Annotated in this window: 10 protein-coding genes; 3 read left to right on the top strand and 7 right to left on the bottom strand. The window is 63.3% G+C overall.

Translation table 11 applies throughout. The features are described from left to right. Positions 1-14: 14 nt before the first annotated feature. The 5 genes from ACM6I7_RS25895 to ACM6I7_RS25875 form a co-directional block, all read right to left on the bottom strand. Positions 15-239, bottom strand: a complete 225-nt coding sequence (locus tag ACM6I7_RS25895) for an MbtH family protein (protein WP_414889518.1) — start codon at positions 237-239, stop codon at positions 15-17. Between the two features lie 83 nt (positions 240-322). Further along, positions 323-1735, bottom strand: a complete 1413-nt coding sequence (locus tag ACM6I7_RS25890; protein WP_103368485.1) for an aspartate aminotransferase family protein — start codon at positions 1733-1735, stop codon at positions 323-325. A 143-nt stretch (positions 1736-1878) separates the two neighbouring features. Next, positions 1879-2364 carry a GNAT family N-acetyltransferase gene (locus tag ACM6I7_RS25885; RefSeq protein ID WP_097088262.1) on the bottom strand — a complete coding sequence of 162 codons (486 nt, stop codon included), beginning with the start codon at positions 2362-2364 and terminating at the stop codon, positions 1879-1881. A 217-nt stretch (positions 2365-2581) separates the two neighbouring features. Next, a complete protein-coding gene (locus ACM6I7_RS25880; protein WP_414889517.1) occupies positions 2582-3904 on the bottom strand; it encodes an ATP-binding protein in 1323 nt (440 codons plus the stop codon). After that, entirely contained in the window at positions 3904-4584 is a 681-nt protein-coding gene (locus ACM6I7_RS25875) for a response regulator (RefSeq protein ID WP_007969056.1), read from the bottom strand. The genes ACM6I7_RS25880 and ACM6I7_RS25875 overlap by 1 nt, the downstream gene beginning before the upstream one ends. Before the next feature lie 153 nt (positions 4585-4737). Here ACM6I7_RS25875 and dsbD point away from each other — a divergent pair, with 153 nt between their 5' ends. From dsbD to dsbG, 3 genes are read left to right on the top strand one after another with little or no spacing between them, the layout of a single operon-like run. Then, entirely contained in the window at positions 4738-6471 is a 1734-nt protein-coding gene (gene dsbD, locus ACM6I7_RS25870; RefSeq protein ID WP_414889516.1) for a protein-disulfide reductase DsbD, read from the top strand. After that, entirely contained in the window at positions 6472-7341 is an 870-nt protein-coding gene (locus ACM6I7_RS25865) for a TlpA disulfide reductase family protein (RefSeq protein WP_003226672.1), read from the top strand. Next, positions 7317-8087, top strand: coding sequence for a thiol:disulfide interchange protein DsbG (gene dsbG, locus ACM6I7_RS25860; protein ID WP_027613399.1), 771 nt, complete (start codon positions 7317-7319; stop codon positions 8085-8087). The genes ACM6I7_RS25865 and dsbG overlap by 25 nt, the downstream gene beginning before the upstream one ends. 113 nt (positions 8088-8200) lie before the next feature. Here dsbG and ACM6I7_RS25855 read toward each other — a convergent pair whose 3' ends face one another. Together ACM6I7_RS25855 and ACM6I7_RS25850 are read right to left on the bottom strand one after the other, a co-directional pair. Further along, positions 8201-9016 (bottom strand): alpha/beta fold hydrolase, encoded by an 816-nt coding sequence (locus ACM6I7_RS25855; protein ID WP_103368482.1) that lies wholly within the window; start codon positions 9014-9016, stop codon positions 8201-8203. A 190-nt stretch (positions 9017-9206) separates the two neighbouring features. After that, the gene (locus ACM6I7_RS25850) at positions 9207-22205 is read right to left on the bottom strand and encodes a non-ribosomal peptide synthetase (RefSeq protein ID WP_414889515.1); all 12999 of its coding nucleotides are present in this window, start codon (positions 22203-22205) and stop codon (positions 9207-9209) included. Positions 22206-22567: the final 362 nt, after the last annotated feature.

The following is a 22567-nucleotide window of genomic DNA, read 5'->3' as shown; positions in this document are numbered from 1 at the left end:
TTTTGCCTGGCAGATTACTGAGCAGCCGCCTGCCCTTCCATCTTCTGCCGCAGGCTCAACGGACGCATGTCGGTCCAGACTTCTTCGATGTAGGCCAGGCATTCCTTCTTCAGGCCGCTCTTGCCCAAGGTGCGCCAGCCCTCCGGCACGGCTTTGTAATCCGGCCAGATCGAGTATTGCTCTTCGTGGTTGACCACGACCTGAAAGAGGATGTCCTCGCGGTCGAATACTGACGTCATGCTGGTTCTCCATCGTTGTAAGGGTGGGCTGCACCGGGGGTGCAGCCGGGTATGTAGAAAGAACGTTCGGCGCTGCGAAAAATTTACACAGCGGCGGTGGCAGCGGCCAGGGCCCGGCCGAAGATCTCGGCGACGCGGTCGATTTCGGCAGCGGTGATCACCAGCGGCGGCAGGAAGCGCACCACCGCACCATGCCGGCCGCCCAGTTCGAGAATCAGTCCGCGCTTGAGGCATTCACGCTGCACCAGCGGTGCCAGACGCGCGAACGCGGGTGGGTGACCGAGCGCATCCGGCGCGCCGTTGGGGTCAACCAGTTCGACGCCGAGCATCAAGCCACGACCACGAATGTCGCCCAGTTGCGGGAAGTCGCGTTGCAGGATGCGCAGGTGTTCGCTCAGGCGTTCGCCCATCGCCGCAGCGTGTTCGCAGACCTTGTGCTCAAGCAGATAACGCATCACCGCGGAACCGGCAGCCATCGCCATCTGATTGCCACGGAAGGTGCCGGCGTGGGCACCCGGTTGCCAGGTGTCGAGCCAGTCGCGATAGACCACCACCGCCAGCGGCAGGCTGCCGCCGATAGCCTTGGACAACACCACCACGTCCGGGACGATATCGGCGTGTTCGAAGGCAAACATCTTGCCGGTACGCGCGAAACCGCTCTGGATCTCGTCGACGATCAGCGCCACCCCGGCCTTTTCGGTGATCCGACGCAAGCCGCGCAGCCACTCGATATCGGCCGGGATCACCCCGCCCTCGCCCTGCACCGCTTCGACAATCACCGCTGCCGGCAACTGCACGCCGGCCTCAGGATCATTAAGCAGGTTTTCCAGGTAACTCAGGTTGGCTTTGACCCCGGCCGCGCCGCCGAGACCGAATGGGCAACGGTAGTCGTAAGGGAACGGCATGAATTGCACACCGTTGCTGAGCAAGGCGCCCAGCGGCTTTTTCGGCCCCAGGCTGCCCATCAGACTCAAGGCGCCCTGGCTCATGCCGTGATAACCGCCGGAGAACGACAGCACGGTGCTGCGCCCGGTGGCGGTGCGCACCAGTTTCAACGCGGCTTCCACCGCATCGGTACCGGTCGGGCCGCAGAACTGGATTTTCGCTTCGGCCGCCAGTGCTGGCGGGAGTAAACCGAACAGGTCCTGGACGAACTGATCCTTCACTGGCGTGGTCAGGTCGAGGGTGTGCAGCGGCAGCTCATCGGCCAGCACTTGCTGGATCGCCTCGATCACCACCGGATGGTTGTGCCCCAACGCCAGAGTCCCGGCACCGGCCAGGCAATCGATGAAGGTGCGACCTTCGACATCTTCGACGTACAGGCCCTTGGCGCGCTTGAGGGCCAGCGGAATGCGTCGCGGATAACTGCGGGCATTGGATTCCTGCTGGCTCTGCCGGGCCAGCAGTGGTGATTCGTTGAACTGATACAGGGTTTCCACCGGCGCGGAGCTGATCCGGGCCGACGACTCTTCGATAAGGCTGGTGGCGACTGACATCTCTCGACCCCTCAATACGCTATGGATAGTGACCAAAACAGCACACCGCACAGGTGCGCGTTCCGGTCGCGGGGCGCACATGCAGGTTTTCCTGTTCTGGAAACGCTTAAGCGGGGCGAGGATTTAGACCCTTGATCGAGATGTCAGTCGGACAATGGCAACAGCTTGTGCAGCGTAACGCGGTGCAAGCCCTGATCGCTGGCGCGTGGCACTGCATCGCAGTAGCCCAGATGCCGATAAAAAGCCGCGCCGCTACGGGTGCTGGCGATGCGCGCCTGCGGCACACCCCGAATCCGCAGCCAGCCTTCAAGGTCGGCCATCAGGGCGCGCCCTGCGCCACGGCGAAACCATTCCGGCTGCACATGACAAAAGCCTATCTCACCGCTGGCCGTGGCCATGCCGACACCCACCGGTTTGTCCTGCAACAAGGCGATATTCAGGTAGCAATGCGGGTCGGCAAGGTGCGCGCTGATGACGTCGGCAGATTGTCGGCCGATCCAGCGGCTGACCAGTTGCGGATCGTTGCGGTGTTCGAGCGCACAACCGACGCGAATCGATCGCTCGATGATGCGACTGATGATGCCGGCGTCGGCAGGTTTCGCCGGGCAGATGCAGATCGATGCTTCCATGGCGCGTTCCCTCAATCCATTGAGTCAGAGCAGCCCCGACCTTAACGCCGAGGCTGGCGAATCACCAACGCAGAGACGTTACATTTGATGTGCCACACCACAAATCCCCTAATGTGGGAGCGGGCTTGCTCGCGAAGGCGGCGTGCCAGTCAGCAACCTGTCGACTGACCGGACGCCTTCGCGAGCAAGCCCGCTCCCACAGGGGATTTTTGCTGGTTCAGACAGGTTGCAGCGGCATGGTCAGCTCGACGCGCAAGCCATCCGGACGGCTGTCGAAATGCAGGGTGCAGGCGCAGCGCTGGACGATGGCTTGCACAATGGCCAGGCCGAGACCGCAGCCGGTGCTCTGACCGTTGCGCCAGAAGCGTTGGGTCAGATGCTGCAGATCTTGCGCCGCAATCCCCGGGCCGTGGTCGCGCACCACAAAACGGGCGCGCTGGCCGACCGTTTCCAGACTCAGCTCCACCTCAGCGTCCGCCGGGGTATGGCGCAGGGCGTTGTCGAGCAGATTGCGCAACGCGGCAATCGACAGCACCGCCGGCATTTGCACCGGCGCACTGGAGAGCTGCTTGGGCAATTGCAGTTTGATGCGCTGACGCTCGCCGCCGGCCGCATCCTGCATCGCCAGTTTCGCCACCTGTTCGGCGCTGCACTGCACGCCGTCATCGAACGACAGACTGCCCTCGACCCGCGCCAGCAACAGCAGTTGCTCCAGCGTGCGGTGCATGCGGTCGGCGCCCTCTTCGGCGCGTGCCAACGACTGATCACGGGCACTGCCTTCGGTCATGCGTGCCACTTGCAGGTGGGTCTTGATCGCCGTCAGCGGGCTGCGCAGTTCGTGGGCGGCATCACCGGTCAGGCGGCGTTCACGCTCGATGGTCTTGCCGATGCGCTGGAACAGCTGATTCTGCGTATCGAGCAACGGTTTCAATTCGCTGGGAAATGATTGCAATTGCAGCGGCTCAAGCGAGTCGGCATTACGTCGCATCAGTGCTTCGCGCAGCCGATTGAGCGGCGCCAGCCCCTGGCCGATGCCCAGCCACAACAGGCACAGGCAACCGAGCAATGCCACGCCCACCGGCACCGAGGCCGCCAGCAGGATCGACATGTTCAGCGCTTCGCGTTCAATCTGCCGATCGGCCGTGGTGATCCGCACGTCCCCCCGCGCGAGAGTGAAACTGCGCCACGGCGCGCCATTGATCATCTGGTCATGGAAGCCCATCTTTTCCGCTTCCAGGGTTTGCTCGGGACTGCTGTGACTACGGGCCAGAATCTCCCCGCGCAACGAACTGACCTGACAAGCCATGCCGCCGGGAATGTTCAATTGTTCGGCACTGAAATGGGTGCCCTCGCCCTTGCTCGGCAGCGCCGGTAGTTGCTCCAGCAGCCCGGCGACCATGCGCGCCGAGGCTACCAGCCGCTGGTCGAGGGAAAACATCATCTGATTGCGCAAGTCGCTGAGCATCCAGGCCGCGGCCAGCGCCCAGATCAGGGCGAACGCGGCGCCGAGGGTCAGACTCAGGCGCAAACGCAGACTCATCACTTCTGTTGTTCTCCACCATCGGCCGGCCCGAGGCGATAACCCAGACCGCGCACGGTTTCGACGATGCCCTTGCCGAGTTTGCTGCGCAGGTGATGGATGTGCACGTTGAGGGCGTTGCTCTCCAACTCGTCGTTGAAGCCGTAGACGCTGTCCTTCAATTGCTCGGTCGACAATACCCGGCCACGGTTATGCAACAACGCCTGCAACAGCGACTGTTCGCGCCGCGACAGATCCACCGGTTGCCCGGCCAGGGTAGTTTCACGGCTGCTCGGGTCGTAGGTCAGCGCGCCGTGCTCGATCAGGTTGACGCTACGCCCGGCGACCCGGCGCAGGAGGGTTTGCAGACGGGCGAACAATTCCCGCAGATCGAAGGGTTTGAGCAGGTAATCGTCAGCCCCGGCCTGCAAGCCATCGACCCGGTCGGTCACCGAGTCGCGTGCGGTCAGGATCAGCACCGGAATTTCCAGGCCCTGCTGACGTAGTTGTTGCAGCAACTTGAGGCCATCTTCGTCGGGCAGGCCGAGATCGAGCACCATCACGTCGAATTCGGCAACTTTGAGCATCGCTCGCGCTTTCGAGGCGGTGTTGACGTGCTCGACCGTCAGGCCCTGCGCCGTGAGACCGGCAACGATACCGCTGGCGATCAGTTCATCGTCTTCGCAAACCAGTACGTGCATGATCCGTCCCGTAGAAAAAAGCCGATTAGGCCGTTGGCCGATTAAGCTGACATTATGGCGCCCAACGCCACAGCGACAAGGGCGTGACGGTTAATCATCGGTTAATCGCCATCCACCATTGTGCCCACACTTGCACAGGGACAAGGCTCCTCCATGCGTCATTTTTTTCTTTTGTTTGTACTGCTGATCTCCGGCCTGGCCCAGGCGGGAAACAACCCATTCGAGACCAAACCGGAGTTTCTGCCGGTCGACAAAGCCTTCGTGCTCACCTCCGAACGCCTTGAGTCCGGGGAAACCCAGCTGTTCTGGCAAATCACCGACGGCTATTACCTGTACCAGAAACGCCTGAAATTCGACGGTTTGACGGCCGAGCAGCAGCCTGCGCTGCCCGAGGGCGAGTCGCACAGTGACGAGTTCTTCGGTGAACAACCGGTGTATCGCCAAGGGCTGGAGGTGAAAGTCCCGGCGTCGGCCAGCGGTCAGATCAAGGTCAGTTATCAGGGCTGCGCCGATGCCGGCCTGTGTTATCCGCCGCAGACCCGGGTCATCGATCTGGGCGGCAAAGCCACGCCAACGGCCAGTGCCGAAGCACCGGATCAGGCCCTGGCCAGCAGCCTGCAACAACGGGCGCTGGGCTGGAGCCTGCTGGTGTTCTTCGGCCTCGGCCTGTTGCTGGCGTTTACCCCGTGTTCGTTGCCGATGCTGCCGATTCTGGCGGGCATGATTGTCGGCAGCGGCGCCACCCCACGCCGTGGTTTCGCCCTGGCCAGCAGCTATGTGATCTGCATGGCGCTGGTGTATGCAGCGATGGGGGTGATCGCTGCGCTGCTCGGCGCCAACCTGCAGGCGTGGCTGCAAAATCCATGGCTGCTCGGTGCATTTGCAGCAGTGTTCGTGGTGCTGGCGCTACCGATGTTTGGCTTCTTCGAATTGCAATTGCCGGTGGCCCTGCGTGACCGCCTCGAACACGCTTCGCGCAGTCGCAGCGGCGGCAGCCTGATTGGCGCCGGGGTGCTCGGCGCGTTGTCCGGTCTGCTGGTCGGTCCGTGCATGACCGCACCACTGGCCGGCGCTTTGCTGTACATCGCGCAGAGCGGCAATGCGCTGCACGGTGGCTTGATTCTGTTTGCGCTGGGCATCGGTATCGGGGTGCCGCTATTGCTGTTGGTGACCGTCGGCAATCGCTTCCTGCCAAAGCCTGGCGCGTGGATGAACCTGCTCAAGGGCATCTTTGGTTTCCTGTTCCTCGCGACCGCGTTGCTGATGCTGCGCCCGGTGCTGGACTCGTCACTGTGGCTGGGCCTGTGTGGCGCGCTGCTGCTGATCGCGGCGTTCTGTGCCTGGAAGCAATCGGACGGCTTCGGCCGGGTCGCCCAAGTGTTCGGCGCCAGTTCGTTGCTGCTCGGTCTGTGGGGCAGCCTGTTGCTGATCGGCGCTGCCGGTGGCAGTGACGACCCGTATCAACCGTTGCAGGTTTACAGCGCCGGGCGGGTCGCCAGCACCACGCCGAGCGGGCATGACGCGTTCACCACGATCAAGGATCCGGCCGCCCTGCTGCGCGAACTGGATAGCGCCAAGGCTCAAGGCCAGTGGGTGCTGCTCGATTACTACGCCGACTGGTGTGTGTCGTGCAAAGTCATGGAGAAACAGGTGTTCGGCAAGGACAAGGTCATGCAGGCGTTGAGCGATGTGCGCCTGCTGCGCCTCGACGTCACTGCCGACAATGCCGCCAGCCGCGAGCTGCTCGGCCGCTACAAAGTCCCGGGGCCACCGAGTTTTGTCTGGATCGGCACCGACGGCGAAGAACGACGTAGCCAGCGCATCACCGGTGAGGTGGATGCCGAGACGTTCCTGCAACGCTGGACCACCACCCGAGACGCCAATTAAATGCTGACGTTCACCCTCGGCACCTTTGCCATCGCGCTTAACCACCTGCTGCTGATCAGTGCCCTGGCGCTGGCGACCTTTGTCGGCTGGCGGGTGGCCAAGCGTGGCGGCGATAACCCCGAGTCGGCGCTGTTCAGCCTGTTTCTGCTGGGCATGCTCGCGGCACGCGTGGCGTTTGTCGCCCTGTACTGGGGCCACTATCGCAACGATCCGTGGCAGATCATCGACCTGCGCGATGGTGGATTCCTCGCCTGGCCGGGGGTGATCGTGCTGCTGCTCGCCGCTCTCTATCGCGGCTGGCGTCGCCCGGGCCTGCGTCGGCCATTGGGGTTTGGCGTGGCCAGCGGCGTGCTGTTCTGGTTGTTGGCGACCCTGTCACTGAACATCTACGAACAAGGCACGCGCCTGCCGGAAATCACCCTGCGCAACGCCGCAGGCGAGACCATCCAGCTCAGCGACTATCAGGGCGGACCATTGGTGATCAACCTCTGGGCAACCTGGTGCCCGCCCTGCCGGCGCGAGATGCCGGTGCTGGAAAACGCTCAACAACAACGCCCGGACCTGACCTTTCTATTCGTCAATCAGGCCGAAAGCATGCAAAGCGTTGCCACCTTCCTGGAAACCCAGGGCCTGAGCCTGAACAACGTGCTGTTCGACCGCAGCGGTCGACTGGGTCAGGCCGTGGGCTCCATGGCGTTGCCGACTACGCTGTTCTATAGCCCTGACGGTCGCTTGCTGAGCAGTCATCTGGGCGAACTGTCGAACGCCAGCCTGGCCCGCGCCCTGGAAAATTTCGACATCCCGAATCCAACCGCCGCACCGGCCACCTCTGCAAGGAAACTGCCATGCCCCGCCTCCGCCACCTGCTGACGCTGACTCTGGGCACTGCCCTGCTGCACCTGCCGTCGGTGCAGGCCGCCGAAGAATTGCCCGCCGCGATCAAGCAGATCGAAGCCAAGGGCGCAAAAATCGTCGGCCAGTTCGACGCCCCGGACGGCTTGCGTGGTTATGCGGCGCAGTACCAGAACCGTGGCATGGCGTTGTACCTGACGCCGGACGGGAAACACGTGCTGCTCGGCAATCTGTACGACGCCGACGGCAAGGATCTGAGCAGCGAGCCGTTGCAGAAACTGGTCTATGCGCCGATGGCCAAGGAAATCTGGGGCAAGTTCGAAGCCAGCAACTGGATTCAGGACGGCAACAAGGACGCGCCGCGCACCGTGTACCTGTTCAGCGATCCCAACTGTCCGTACTGCAACATGTTCTGGGAACAGGCGCGACCATGGGTCAAGGCCGGCAAGGTGCAGCTGCGGCACATCATGGTCGGGATCATCCGCGAAGACAGCCCGGCGAAATCCGCCGCGCTGCTGGCGGCGAAAGATCCGGCCAAGGCCCTGGAAGATCACGAAAAGGCCGGCAAGGCCAGCACCCTGAAGCCGTTGAAAGACATTCCAAAAGCGGTGCAGACCAAACTGGCCGCCAACATGCAGTTGATGGAAGACCTGGAACTGCAGGCGACGCCGGCGATTTTCTACATGGATGACAAGGGTGAGCTGCAACAGCAGCAAGGCGCGCCTTCGCCGGAGAAACTGGCGAAAATTCTCGGGCCAAAGTGAGTCCGGCTTCTTTATTGCCTGATCGGGCCTCTTCGCGAGCAAGCCCGCTCCCACAGGGATCACCGCGGTCACTGTGGGAGCGGGCTTGCTCGCGAAAAGAACGTTGACACGGTTTAGCGGTTGCGCTCAGCCAAAAAAGTAAACAACACCTCGCTCACAAACTGCGGATTCTCCAGACTGGAAATATGCCCCGCCTCCGGCACCAGCACCCACGGGCAACCGATCAATTCAGCCATTTCCTGTGCCTCCGACGGCGGTCGCGGTTTGTCCTGATCGCCGCACAGCACCAGGGTGGTCGCGGCATTCAGTTCGCCCAGGCGCGGCAACAGATCATCACGACTGAAGGTGATACGCCCCATCGGCACGATGCTTTCGCGCAGGCGATCCGCGGTGTAGGCCGCCAGTTTGGCGCGGAAGTCCTGATACAGCGCCGACTGCGGATCGATGCCCGGGCGGAAGAAGATCGGCACCACGATGTCGAGCAACTGAGGCGCAATCTCGCCGCTTTCCTCGATCTGCTTGAACAGCGAGAAATAGTACTGACGGGTTGGCTCAGGCTCGACGCCGACGTAGGTGTCGAGCAGTACCAGACCGTTGATCCGCTGCGGTGCCGACAACGCCAGACGCACGCCCCACATGCCGCCGACTGACAGCCCCGCCAGCGTTATCTGCTCGATCTGCAGGTGGTCGAGCAAGGCCTCGACCTGCCGCGCGATGTCATCCAGCGAGGTGGTGCCTGGCGGCAAGCGCCCGGATTCGCCGTGGCCCCACAGGTCCAGCGCAATCACCCGGTAGTGCGGCGACAGCGCAGCGATCTGCGGCGCCCACATGGCCGTGTCCCACAGATAACTGCCCGCCAGCAACACGGCCGGGCCGGTGCCTTGATCAATGTAGTGCAGCGCTTGTCCGTCAACCGTGAAGAAAGGCATCGACCACCCCCGAGACAAAAAAGAGAACCGGCAGACTGAGCTGCCGGTTGTTGATCGTCAACCGTGTAAATGTCTGAAAATGTGCCGCCCCAATCGCGAGCAGGCTCGCTCCCACAGGGGATCTGTGATCGACACAAAACCCATGTGGGAGCGAGCCTGCTCGCGAAGGGGCCGGTACAGACGCCGAAGATTACAAGCCCTCCAGCTCCGCCATCAGATCATTCAAGCGATCCACTTTATCCTCGGTCATGTCACTCGCCGCCAGGCCTTCGATGTACTCGGCCAGTTCCTGCACCGTGCTGCACTCGAACATCGCCCGCAGCGGCACATCGCGTTGCAGGGTTTTCTGCACCCGCGAGGCGATCTGCGTAGCCAGCAACGAATGCCCGCCCAACTCGAAGAAGTTGTCGCGCACGCCGACCTTGTCGACCTTGAGCACTTCGGCCCAGATGTCGGCCAGGGTCTGCTCCAGTTCGTTGCGCGGGGCCAGGTAATCCTCGCTCTGCAACTGGCCGATCTCCAGCGCCGGCAAGGCCTTGCGGTCGAGTTTGCCGTTGGCGTTGTGCGGCAGCTGATCGAGCCACAACCAGTGCAGCGGCACCATGTATTCCGGCAGTTCGCTGCGCAGGCGTTGCTTGATCCGCTCCAGACGTTCGCTCGGGTTGAGCGCCGAATCCGCCGCGACCAGATAGCCGACCAGGTGCTTGCCATTCACGCCTTCCTGCACGCCGACCGCCGCATCGCGGACTTCCGGTTGTTCGTGCAGACGCGCTTCGATTTCACCCAGCTCGATCCGGTAACCGCGAATCTTCACCTGATGGTCGACCCGGCCAACGTACTCCAGCACCCCGTCGCTGCGCCGCCGCGCGAGGTCACCGGTGCGATACAGACGCTCGCCCGGCGCGCCGAACGGGTTCGGCACGAATACCGGCGCGGTGCGCAGCGGATCGCTGACGTAACCGCGACCGACGCCGGTCCCGGCCACGCACAACTCGCCCACCGCGCCCAGCGGCACCAGTTCCAGCGCGCCATCGACCAGATACAGCAAGTTGTTGTCGGTCGGCGTACCGATCGGCAAATAGCTGCCGCGAGTCGAAGCCATGTCCACACGGAAGAACGCCACGTCATCCGAGCATTCCGCCGGGCCGTAAGCGTTGACCAGACCGATCTGCGGATAACGCAGCAGCCACTGGTGCGCCAGTTCCGGCGGCATGGCTTCACCGGTCGGCAGCATCCAGCGCAGGCCGTCGAGGCTCAGGCGATCGGAAGCGAGCATGCCCTGAATCAGCGACGGCACACTCTCCAACACGGTGATGCCCTGCGCCTGCACATGCACCAGCAGACCCTGCGGATCGTGGGCGATGCTGTTCGGCACGATGTCCACCCGCGCCCCGAACAGCGGCGCGGCGAGGAACTGCCAGACCGAAATATCGAAGCTTTGCGAAGCGGTCTGCGCGATCACGTCGGCGTCGGTCAGTTGCAGGTACGGCACCTTGCTCAACTGGTTGTTGAGCATGCCGCGCTGCTCGACCATCACGCCTTTCGGCAACCCGGTCGAACCCGAGGTGTAGATCACGTAGGCCAGGTTGTCCGGGCCACTGTAGATTCCCGGGTTGTGCAGCGATGTCGCCAGCGCCTGCACTTCTTCCCAGACCAACAGCCGTGGACGGTTGGCGCAGCTGAACTCATCGAGCAAAGTCTGCGCCTGTTGGCGGCAGGCTTCGCTGCACACCAGCACTGGCGTGCGGCTCAGTTCGATGATCCGCTGCAGACGCTGGCTCGGCAGGCCCGGATCCAGCGGCAGGTAACCGGCACCGGCCTTGAAGCTGCCGATGATCATCCCCAAAAGATCCAGATTACGCTCGGCCAGCAGCGCCACCGGTTGATCCATCTGCACCCCGGCCGCAACCAGTGCATGGCCGAGACGGTTGGCATTGTGGTTGAGCGCGGCATAGCTCAGTTGCTGATCAAGGCAAGTGGCGGCGATGCGCTGCGGATGCGCCGCGACCTGCGCTTCGAACAGCGACACGTAACTCTGCTCCAGCGGATAATCGTGCGCGCTCTGGTTGCAGCCGTGCAGCAGGAAGTCCTGCTCATCAAAGCCCAGCAGCGGCAGATCAGCCATGTCACCGTGGAAACCATCGACCAGTGCCAGCAGCAGGCGTTTGAACTCGCCGAGCATGCGCTCGATTGTCGATTCGTCGAAGTAACGCTGGTCATACGACAGGTGCAGGCCGAGGTCATCGCCCGGGTAGCACACCGCCGTCAGCGGGAAGTTGGTGTGGGTACGACCAGAGTCCGACGTAGCGTTGAGACTCTGCGCTCGGTCCAGCACCGAGACTTCCACTGGCGCGTTCTCGAACACGAACAGGCTATCGAACAGCGGCTGGCCTTTCGGCAATTCGCTCTGCTCCTGGATGTTCACCAGCGGCAGGTATTCGTACTCGCGCAGTTGCATGTTGCTGTCGAGCAACCCGCTCAACCACTGCCGCACGCTGCTGCGCTGATCGTCCTCAGGCATTTTCACCCGCAGCGCGATGCTGTTGATGAACAGGCCGACGGTGCGCTGCATTTCCGGCATTTCCACCGGGCGCCCGGCCACGGTGACGCCGAACAGCACGTCGCGATCACCGCTCAGACGGCGCAGCACCAAGGCCCACGCCGCTTGGGCGAAAGTGTTGATGGTCAGTTGATGAGCCTGGGCCAGCTCGCGCAGCCGGACGCCATCTTCAACGTTGAGACGGGTGTAGCGGTCACCGACGATCATGCCACCGCTTTCGCCGGCGTGTTCGCGCAGGAACGGTCGGTCGCTCGGGATCGGCGTGGTGCGTTCGAAACCTTGCAGGTTCTGCTGCCACCACTGGCGCGCCTCGGCCAGGCTCTGGCGTTGCAGCCAGCCGATGTAGTCGCGGTAACGCGGCGGCACCGACAACTGTGCTTCGCGACCTTCACCGAGGGCGGTGTAGATCTCGAAGAAATCGTTCATCAGCAGCGAACGACACCAGGCATCAATCAGGATGTGGTGGTTGCTCATCATGAACCAGTAACGCGCCGCGCCGACCTTGATCAGGCGCAGGTGGAACGGTGCCTGATTGAGCAGATCGAACCCGGCCTCACGCTCGCTTTTCAGCAGCGCTTGCAGCTTCGGTTCTTGCTCGTCCTCGGCAACGGCGCTCCAGTCCAGGTACTCGATCGGCGTGCGACCCGGGGTGTGGATCACTTGCAGCATGTCCTCGCCGACGTTCCAGCAGAACGACGCACGCAGCGCTTCATGACGGGCGATCACCGCTTGCCAGGCCTGGGCGAAACGCTCGGGATCGAGCTCGCTGTTGATACGGTAGCGATCCTGCATGTAGTACAGACCGGTGCCCGGTTCGAGCAAGGTGTGCAGCAGCATGCCTTCCTGCATCGGCGTCAGCGGGTAGACATCTTCGATCTGCGCCGCCGGCACCGGCAGTGCATCGAGTTGCGCCTGGGTCAGTTTCGCCAGCGGGAAGTCCGACGGCGTCAGGCCACCGGCCGTGTCTTGCAGGCAATGTTCGATCAGGCTTTGCAGCTCGCCGAGGTAGGCGTCGGCCAGATCGTTGATGGTTTGCGCCTCGTAGCGCTCGGCACTGAAAGTCCAGCGCAGCAGCAGTTCGCCGCCGTACACCTGACTGTCGATGCTCAACTCGTTGGGCAACGGCGCTTGCGGATCGTGGGCCGCACCGACCGGCTCGTCCAATGGACGGAACAGCGCATCGCTGGCGAAACTCTGGTCGAACTGGCCGAGGTAGTTGAAGGTCACCGGAGCATTCGGCAACGCCGCCATGCTGCGCTGACTGAGGTCATCGGCCAGATAACGCAACACGCCATAACCGAGGCCTTTGTGCGGCACGGCGCGCAGTTGCTCCTTAATCGCCTTGATCGAAGCGCCCTGCCCGGCGGCCTCTTCGATGTTATGCGGGGTCAGGCGTAATGGATAAGCGCTGGTGAACCAGCCAACGGTGCGGGTCAGGTCGATCTCGTCGAACAGCGTTTCGCGGCCGTGGCCTTCCAGGTGAATCAATGCCGACGGCTGCCCGCTCCAGCGGCACAGCACGCGGGCCAGCGCGGTCAGCAGCAGGTCGTTGACCTGCGTGCGGTAGGCCCGCGGCGCCAGTTGCAGCAGTTGTTGGGTACGCTCGGCATCCAGGCGCACGCTGACGGTTTGCGCGTGACGATTCTGCTGTCCGCCCTGCGGGTTTTCGCACGGCAGATCGGCGTTCGATCCGGCCAGTTGGGTTTGCCACCAGTTCAGTTCTTCACGCAGTGATTCGCTGCCGGCATAGGCCTGCAAACGTGCAGCCCAGTCTTTGAAGGCACTGGTTTTTGCCGGCAGTTTTACCGACTGTTCGGCGTCGAGCTGGCGATACACGGTTTGCAGGTCGTCGAGCAATACGCGCCACGACACACCGTCGACCACCAGGTGATGGATCGCAATAAACAGGCGTTGCTGCCCTTCGGGACCATCGACCAGCAAGGCGCGCAGCAGCGGGCCGTTCTGCAGATCGAGACTGCGCTGGGCATCGGCGAACAGCGCTGCGCACTTGTCCATCGCCGCCACCCGCACTTGCCACAACACCTCGGCGTCGGACACCGGTTGATGCGTTGCCTGCCATTGATCGTTGGCCTGAGTGAAGCGCAAACGCAGGGCGTCGTGCTGTTCGATCACTGCCAGCAGCGCCTGCTCCAGACGATGCGGTTCCAGCGCCACTGTCGGTTCCAGCAGCAACGCCTGGTTCCAGTGTTGACGCTCAGGAATATCAGTGTCGAAGAACCAGTGTTGAATCGGCGTCATCGCCGACTCACCGAGCACCAGTCCCTGCTCGGCAGTGACTTGCTCGCTGCGGCTGGCGACAGCGGCGAGGGTCTGCACCGTCTGATGCTGGAACAGATCCCGTGGACTGAAATGAATGCCCTGCTGCCGCGCCCGGCTGACCACTTGAATCGACAGAATCGAGTCGCCGCCGAGTTCGAAGAAGTTGTCGTTGAGCCCGACCTGCTCGACGTTAAGCACCTCGCACCAGATCTGTGCCAGGGTCTGCTCCAGCTCATTGCTCGGGGCGACATAGTGCTGACGGTTCAGCTCGGGATCCGGTGCCGGCAAGGCGCGGCGGTCGAGTTTGCCGTTGGCGGTCAGCGGCATGCTCGCCAGCAGGATCAGGTGCGTCGGCACCATGTAATCCGGCAGTTGTGCCTTGAGGTGCGACTTCAGTGCTTCACGCAGTTCGGCCTGTTGCGCTTCGCCTTGCTCGGCGACGTCGCTGACCAGGTAGCCCACCAGTTGCTTGCCGCTCGGCGCATCCAGCGCCAGCACCACCGCTTCGCGGATCGAGTGGTGATCGAGCAGACGGGTTTCGATCTCGCCCAGCTCGATGCGGAAACCACGGATTTTCACCTGATGGTCGATCCGGCCCAGGTATTCCACCAGACCATCGGCACGCTGGCGTACCAGATCGCCGGTGCGGTACATGCGTCCGCCATCGGCGGCAAACGGGTCTGCCACGAAACGCTCGGCGCTGATGCCCGGACGGTCGTGATAGCCCTGCGCCAGACCGGCGCCGCCGACGAACAATTCACCGGTCGCGCCTTGCGGCACCAACGCCAGATCGGCGTCGAGAATGTACGCCACGCGGTCACCGATCACGCTGCCGATCGGCACGCTGCCGGCGCCCTCTTCCAGCACTTCCGGGGCGAGACTGGCGAGCGGCATGACCACGGTTTCGGTCGGGCCATAGGCGTTGAAGAACAGACTCGGTTTGAACGCGGCGCGAATCCGTTGCAGGTGTTCGCCGGTCAGCGCTTCGCCGCCGGTGATGATCATCCGCACCGGCAGAACCTGGTTTTGCGTGGCGAGGAACTGCGCCAGCTGGCTGCCGTAGCTCGGGGTGAAGCCGAGCACATTGATCCGGTGGGTGCGGATCAACCCGCAGATTTCTTCCGCATCCCACTGCCCTTGCGCTCGCAGCACCACCTGCGCGCCGCTGAGCAGCGGCACCAGCAGACGCTCGGTGGCGGCGTCGAAGTTGATCGAATAGAAGTGCAGCTCGCAGTCGTCCGCACGCATGCCGAAACGCTCGATCACCGCCTGGCAATGCATGGCGATTTCGCCGTGGGACACCACCACGCCTTTCGGCTTGCCGGTCGAGCCCGAGGTGTAAATCAGATAGGCCTGATGCTGCGGCAGGCTGATAAAAGGCAACTCGCTGACCGGGTAATCCAACAGCGCCGCGCTGTCATCTTCCAGGCACCAGCGCGCCACGCTCGACGGCAAATCGCCGAGGGCGTTGAACATCGCCCGGTCGCTGAGCAGCAGACCGATGCGGCTGTCTTCGATCATGTAGTGCAGGCGATCGAGCGGGTATTCCGGGTCCAGCGGCACATAGGCGCCACCGGCCTTGAGAATCGCCAGCAGGCCGATGACCATTTCCAACGAGCGCTCCAGCGCCAGACCGACCCGCACTTGCGGACCGACCCCACGCTCACGCAGAGCCCAGGCCAAGCGATTGGCGCGGGCGTCGAGTTCGGCGTAGCTCAGGGTCTGCCCGGCGAAGGTCAGGGCCGGGGCATCTTTGCGCGCCAGCGCCTGCTCGGCGAACAGGTGATGGATGCACTGGTCGAGACGACGTTCGCCCGGTTCAACGCCGAGGCTGTCGAGCAACTGCTGTTGTTCAGTCGGGGCGAGCAGCGGCAACTGGCTCAGACGCTGTTGCGGATCGGCGATCAACGCTTCCAGCAGGTTGCGCCAATGCTGGGCCATGCGCGCGATGGTCGGTTCGTCGAACAGGTCGGTGCTGTAGGTCAGGCAGCAACCGAGGCGATGATCGAGGTCGGTGACTTCCAGGTTGAGGTCGAACTTGGTCGCCCGCGCATCGTTGGCCAGGTACTCGACGGTCATCCCGGCGAGCATGCGGCTCTGCTGGAATTCCCAGCGCTGCACGTTGCACATCACCTGGAACAACGGGTTGTACGCCGCGCTGCGTGGTGGTTGCAGCGCTTCGACCAGATGATCGAACGGCAGGTCCTGATGCGACTGGCCTTCGATAACGGTGTGGCGCACTTGCTCGAACAGTTCGCCGACCGACATCTGGCCGTCGAGCTGGCAACGCAGCACCTGGGTATTGAGGAATGCGCCGATCAGCCCTTCGCTTTCCGGACGAATCCGGTTGGCCACCGGCGCGCCGATGCGCAGGTCGGTCTGGCCGCTGTAGCGGTAGAGCAAGGTGGCGAGCGCAGCGGTCATGGTCATGAACAGGGTCAGACCGTTTTGCGCATTGAACGCGCGAACGCGAGCGGCGAGATCATCACTGAGGTCGAAACGGAACAGCTCACCCTGATGGCTTTGCACCGGCGGACGCGGACGATCGCCGGGCAGTTCCAGCAGCGGATGTTCGCGACCGAGTTGCGCAGTCCAGTAGTCGAGCTGGCGCTGACGTTCACCTGACTCCAGCCACTGCCGTTGCCAGACGCTGTAATCGAGGTACTGCACCGGCAACGCTTCAAGCGGCGAATCGCGCTCATCGACAAAGGCTTCGTACAGCGCGCTGAGCTCGCGGGCAAAAATATCCATCGCCCAGCCTTCGGTGACGATGTGATGCAGGGTCAGCACGAAGTAATGCTCGTGCTCGGCGGTCTTCACCAGACAGGCGCGCAGCAGCGGGCCGCTTTCCAGGTCGAACGGCAGATGCGCTTCGTCATCGGCCAGTTGCTGGACGTTCTGTTCACGCTGGTCAGCCGGCAGCTTCGAGAAATCTTTCCAGCCCATGCGCACGCCGGTCTCGGCATGCACCTGCTGACGGGCCACGCCATCGACGCTCGGGAACGTGGTACGCAAGGTTTCGTGGCGCAGGATCAACGCCTGCAAGGCTGCCTCGAAATGCTCGACGTGCAACACGCCGCGCAGGCGCGCCATGCCCCCGACATTGTACGCCGGGCTGTCCGGTTCCATCTGCCAGAGGAACCACATGCGCTGTTGCGAGTACGACAACGGCACCGGTTTGCTGCGATCGACTTTGGCAATCGACGGCTGTTGGTTGGTCTGGCCGCTGGCCTGGATCAGGCGGATCTGCTCGGCGAAATCGCCGAGTTCGCTGTGCTCGAACAATGCACGCAACGGCAGCTCGACGTCACAGGCCTGACGGCTGCGGGAGATGATTTGCGTGGCCAGCAACGAGTGCCCGCCGAGGGCGAAGAAGTCGTCACGCAGACCGATCCGTGGCAGACCCAGCACTTCACGCCAGATCGCGGCGATCTGTTGTTCCAGCTCGGTGGCCGGTTCGACGTGTTCACGCACTTGCCACTGCGGCTCAGGCAAGGCGCGACGGTCGAGCTTGCCGCTCGGGCTCAGGGGCATTGCGTCCAGACGCATCAGTTGCGCCGGGACCATGTATTCCGGCAGCTCGGCGGCCAGCGCGGTTTTCAGGCGGGCGATCTGCACGTGCTGATCTTCACTGGCATCGACAGCGGTGAAGTAGCCGATCAGTTGCGCGCCGACCGCGGTTTCGCGCACCAGCACCACGGCCTGGGCGACGCCGTTTTGAGCCAGCAGCCGCGCTTCGATTTCTTCCGGTTCAACGCGGAAACCACGCAGTTTGACTTGCTGATCGAGACGCCCGAGGTATTCGATCACGCCGTCCGAGGTCCAGCGTGCACGGTCACCGGTGCGGTACAGGCGTGCACCGTGCTCGCCCAGTGGATCGACCACAAAGCGCTCGGCAGTCAGTGCCGGGCGACCGAGGTAACCCCGGGCCAGACCGATGCCGCTGATGCACAGTTCACCCGGCACACCGGCCGGCACGGGATTGAGATCGGCGTCGAGCACGCGGCAGATCACGTTGCCCAGCGGCCGGCCAATCGGCGAACGCTCGCCGTCGGCCGTGGTGCAGTGCCAGTGGGTGACGTTGATCGCGGTTTCGGTCGGGCCGTAACGGTTGTGCAGTTGCACCGCCGGCAGCTGCGCCAGCACGCGGTTGCGCAGTTCCGCCGGCAGCGCTTCACCGCCGGAGAACACCCGGCGCAGGCTGGTGCATTCGGCGCTCAGCGGTTCGTCGATGAACAGCGAAAGCAGCGGCGGCACGAAGTGCAGCGTGGTCACACCATATTCTTGAACCAGTTGCGCGATGCGATGCGGATCACGGTGCTCACCAGGGCCGGCGATCAGCAGACGCGCGCCAGTGATCAGCGGCCAGAAGCACTCCCACACCGACACGTCGAAACTGATCGGCGCCTTTTGCATCAACACGTCGCTGTCGTTCAGGCGATAGCTGTTCTGCATCCATTGCAGACGTTCGGCCAATGCAGCGTGGGTGTTGCCGACGCCTTTTGGTTGACCAGTGGAGCCGGAGGTGTAAATCACGTAGGCGAGATTGTCGCCGTGCAGGTGCAGACCCGGTGCCTGACTCGGCCAGTTTTCCAGGTGCAACGCGTCCATGGCGATCACGCTGACGCCGTCACTGGCCGGCAAGCGGTCGAGCAATGCGGTCTGGGTCAGCAGCAGTTCGACGCCGCTGTCGCTGAGCATGTAAGCCAAGCGCTCGGCCGGATAATCCGGATCCAGCGGCACATAGGCGCCACCGGCCTTGATGATCGCCAGCAGGCCGATCAGCAGTTGCGGCGAACGCTCGGCGGCAATCGCCACGCACACGTCCGGGCCGACACCTTTGTCGCGCAGGTAGTGCGCGAGGCGGTTGGCCTGGGCGTGCAATTCGGCGAAGTCGAGGCTACCTCCGTCCCACACCAGCGCGGTGCGTTCCGGGGTCCGCCGCGCCTGTTCGTTGAGCAGTTCCGGCAGCCAGTGTTGCGCCGGGGTGCACGGGGCGACGCTCCACGCTTGTTGCTGTTCCTGCTCGCACGGAGTGAGCAATGGCAGGTCGCCGATCGCCTGTTGCGGCTGCTCGCAGACCGCGCGCAGCAGGTTGCTGAAATGCTCGGCCAGACGCTCGATGGCCGCTGCTTCGAACAGTTCATCGGCGTAGTCGAAGGACAGGGTCAGGCGCCCGTTGCGATCTTCTTCGCTGTGCAGTTGCAGGTCGAACTTGACTTCGCGGCTGTGCCACGGCAGCTCTTCGGCGAGCAAGCCCGGCAGGCGCTTGAGCGCACTCAAGTCGCGTTGCTGGTGGTTGAACATGACCTGGAACAGCCCCTGTTCGCGAGCCTGCGGGAACGTTTCGAGCAGTTGTTCGAACGGCAGATCCTGATGGGCCTGCGCACCCAGTGCAGCCTCGCGGGTCTGCGCCAGCAACTCGACAAACGACAGCCGCGAATCAACCTCGGCACGCAGCACCTGGGTGTTGATGAAGAAGCCGATCAGGCCTTGGGTTTCCAGGCGCGGACGGTTGGCGTTGGGGATGCCGATGCGGATATCGCGCTGACCGCTGTAGCGGTGCAGCAGGCTCTGGAACGCCGAGAGCAACAGCATGAACGGTGTCGATTGATGCGCCTGCGCAGTCTGCTTGATCGCGTCGCTGAGGCTGACGCCGAGGCGCACGCTGTGGCGCGCGGCGCTGTGCAATTGTCTGGCTGAACGCGGGTGGTCGGTGGCCAGTTCCAGCACCGGATGCTCGTCGCCCAGTTGGGCTTTCCAGTAGGCCAGTTGCCGCTCGCCCTCGCCTTGCGCCAGCCATTGACGCTGCCAGCTGCCGTAGTCGGCATATTGAGTGGGCAGCGGCGCGAGTTCGGCGCGCTGGCCTTGGGATGCCGCAGCGTACAGGCGCGAGAGTTCGTCGATCAGCACGTTCAGCGACCAGCCGTCGGCGATGATGTGATGCAGGGTCACCAGAAGCTGATGATCTTCATCGTCGAGGCGTACGAGTGTCACCCACAGCAGCGGGCCTTTTTCCAAGTCGAATTGAGTGCGCGCCTCGTCCTCGCGGATCTGTTGCGCGCGGGCTTCACGCTCGTGCGCCGGCAAGCCGCTGATGTCGATCAGTTGCAGATTGAATTCAGGGGCGGCATCGACTTGTTGCAGCGCCACACCGTCACGCTCGAAGAAGCGCGTGCGCAGCGATTCGTGGCGCTCGATCAGTTGCTGGAAGCTGGCGCGCAACGCATCTTCATCCAGCTCGCCGCGCAGACGCAGGGCGCCGGGAATGTTGTAGGCGCTGCTGTGCGGGTCGAGTTGCCAGGTGATCCACAGTCGGTTTTGCGCCAGCGATTGCGGCAGTGCTTCGCTGCGCGACAAGGCGTTGATTGCGTCTTGGGCGTTACCGCCATCCTGTTGCTGCTGCGCCACGGCAGCGGCGAATGCCGACAGGGTCGGTGCTTCGAACAACAGGCGCAGGTTCAGCTCCAGGCCCAGTTCTTCGCGCACCTTGGCGATCACCTGAGTTGCCGCAATCGAGTTGCCGCCGAGCAGGAAGAAATGATCGTCGGCATTGACTTGTTTGACGCTCAGATGCTCGGCCCAGATCTTGCCGATCAGCGCTTCCAGCTCCGAAGCTGCCAGGGTCGATTCGCTACTTTGCACCTCGGCGGACGGGAACACCGCGTAGCTGTCGAGGCTGCCGTCGGCCAGACGATTGCGGCACGCCGAGCGTTGCAGCTTGCCGCTGGACGTCTTCGGCAATGCACCGGGGTTGAGCAGCACCACCACGCTCGGCGCTTGTTGATAGGCCTCGGCCACCGCTTGGCGAATAGCTTTGATCAGCGCTTCGGGCGGCAGGATTTTCTGCACGCTGCGGCTGATTTCCGCCGCGATGCCGATGCCTTCTTCGCCGTCCTGAGTGACCGCGAATGCTGCAACGCGGCCTTTGCGCACCACTTCCACTTCACGCTCGACGGTTTGCTCGATGTCCTGCGGATAGAGGTTGTGACCGCGCACGATCAGCATGTCTTTCAGGCGCCCGGTGATGAACAGTTCACCGTCGCGGATGAAGCCCAGATCGCCAGTGCGCAGCCAGGTGCGACCGGCGTGCTGGACAAAGGTCTTGGCGCTGGCCTCGGGATTGCGCCAGTAGCCGTGAGCGATGCTCGGGCCGGCGGCCCAGACTTCACCGACGAGGTTGTCAGCCAGTTCGTTTAGCGTTACCGGATCGACGATTAGCACCGCATGTTCAGGCTGGCTGATGCCGCAACTCATGATCGGGCTGCCGTCGCCCGGCTCGGCGCGGTTTTGCGCCAGTGCCTGATCATCGACGCGCAGCGCAGGAATGCCGGTGCCCCGTGGTGTGCCGGCGACGAACAGGGTCGCCTCGGCCAGACCATAGGAGGCCATGAAGCTGTCTTCGCTGAAGCCGCACGGGGTGAACTTCTCGGCGAAGCGCTCAAGGGTATCGAGACGGATCGGTTCGGAGCCGGAATAGGCTACGCGCCAGCGGCTCAGGTCGAGGCGCTCCAGCGCCGATTCGCTGACCCGCTCGCTGCACAAACGATAGGCGAAATCCGGCCCGCCGCTGATGGTGCCGCCGTATTGGCTGATCGCTTCGAGCCAGCGCAACGGGCGACCGAGGAAGTAAGCCGGCGACATCAGGATGCACGGCACGCCGCTGAAAATCGGTTGCAGCAGGCCGCCGATCAGGCCCATGTCGTGGTACAGCGGCAGCCAGCTGACGATCACGTCGTCAGGGTTCACATCGATGCCAAAACCGTGGCGAATCAGCAGCTCGTTGGCCACCAGATTACCGTGGCTGACCTGCACGCCTTTGGGCAGCGCGGTGGAGCCGGAGGTGTATTGCAGGAAGGCGATGTGGTCTTGCGGCAGAGCCGGTTCGACCCAGCGCTCGGCCAGGGCGTTGTCGAGGGTATCGACGCACAGCAACGGCGGCGCGCCGTCGATTTGCTGCAAGGCATCGCGCACGTCGGCACTGGTCAGCAACAGACGCGGTTCGGCGTCGGCAATGATCGACAGCAGGCGTTCCTGATGATGACGACGGGCGGACTCCGGCGGATAGGCCGGCACGGCGATCACCCCGGCGTACAGGCAACCGAAAAACGCCGCGACGTAATCTGCGCCACTTGGAAACAGCAGCACCGCGCGATCGCCGAATTCAGTCTGACTCTGCAACGCGGCAGCAATAGTGCGCGCGCGTTGATCCAGTTCGCGGTAACTGAGCACCACGCCCTGCTCCTCGGTTTCGGCGAGAAAGCGCAGGGCCAGGCGATCCGGCGTCTGTGCCGCACGGCGCTGGAGGGCTTGGACCAGAGTGCTGGGGAGTTCGAACGCGTCGGTCATGAGGTTTCCTGCCTGAATTCGGCTTGCTAAGTGGAATCGGGTTGCTGCGTCACGCCGATCGAGGGCGTGCAGGGCGCGGTCTGTGCCGACCGCGCAAGGCATCGGAATGCTGTCTGGCCGGGGCTCGGTACCCGGAACCATTCACCAATGAGAACGGATGACGTCTTGAAATAATTAGTCGGCAGGCTGGATCGCCAACGGGGGCTGGGGTGTGGCGGTGTGTCGCAGTTCTCGATTCGCACCTTTACGGAGCATTAGTTCTCTTTCTCAATTGACAATCATTATCATTCAACATAATTTGTCGCTCGATGTGTAGGACGGCCTCGTCCCCCAGGCGTCCCACTAACCTATTGGCAGCAAGG

Origin of the sequence: Pseudomonas sp. IT-93MI4 (assembly GCF_949767635.1) — a bacterium.
Classification (GTDB): Bacteria; Pseudomonadota; Gammaproteobacteria; order Pseudomonadales; family Pseudomonadaceae; genus Aquipseudomonas; species Aquipseudomonas putida_A.
The sequence above is the reverse complement of the archived record's forward strand: the minus strand, read 5'-3'. Positions and strand labels throughout refer to the sequence as shown.